The organism is Desulfobulbus alkaliphilus (assembly GCF_016918545.1).
Classification (GTDB): domain Bacteria; phylum Desulfobacterota; class Desulfobulbia; order Desulfobulbales; family Desulfobulbaceae; genus Desulfobulbus; species Desulfobulbus alkaliphilus.
Genome location: NZ_JAFFQC010000368.1, coordinates 1 through 405, shown reverse-complemented (window position 1 = coordinate 405; position 405 = coordinate 1). Strand labels below are relative to the sequence as shown.

Here is a 405-nt window from a genome sequence, read left to right as displayed (position 1 = left end):
GGTCGTCGACCATCGAGACGACGATCAGGGTGGTGCGCGGGAACCGGCGGCGCAGGTCGGCGAGCATCTCGATGCGGGTCAGGCCGGGGAAACGCAGGTCGAGGATCAGCGAATCGGGCTGCTCGCCTTCGTCAGCCAGGCGCAGGACCCCGGCGAGATCGCCGGCCTCCTCGATCCTGGCCTCGGGCAGCAGGCGCTGGAGGATACTCAGCATGCCCTCGCGAAACAGCGGATGATCATCGGCGACGATGATGCGGCCAGTCATTCTTGTAGTCTCCAGGAGTCGCAGTTTCCGCCGCGCATGCTACCTTAGCCCGCTACCGCCGCGCCCACCCTTCGTCCGTCTTCGTGACGAAGGGGGCGAAACAGAGGAAAAGGCGCGCGGCGCTCCCATGCACACGGAGG

At 66.7% G+C, this 405-nt stretch carries 1 protein-coding gene; it reads right to left on the bottom strand.

The genetic code is table 11. The features are described from left to right. Positions 1-265 (bottom strand): response regulator (locus JWG43_RS18975; protein WP_205244459.1); only part of this gene is annotated, 265 nt, incomplete at its 3' end. Between the last annotated feature and the right edge of the window lie 140 nt (positions 266-405).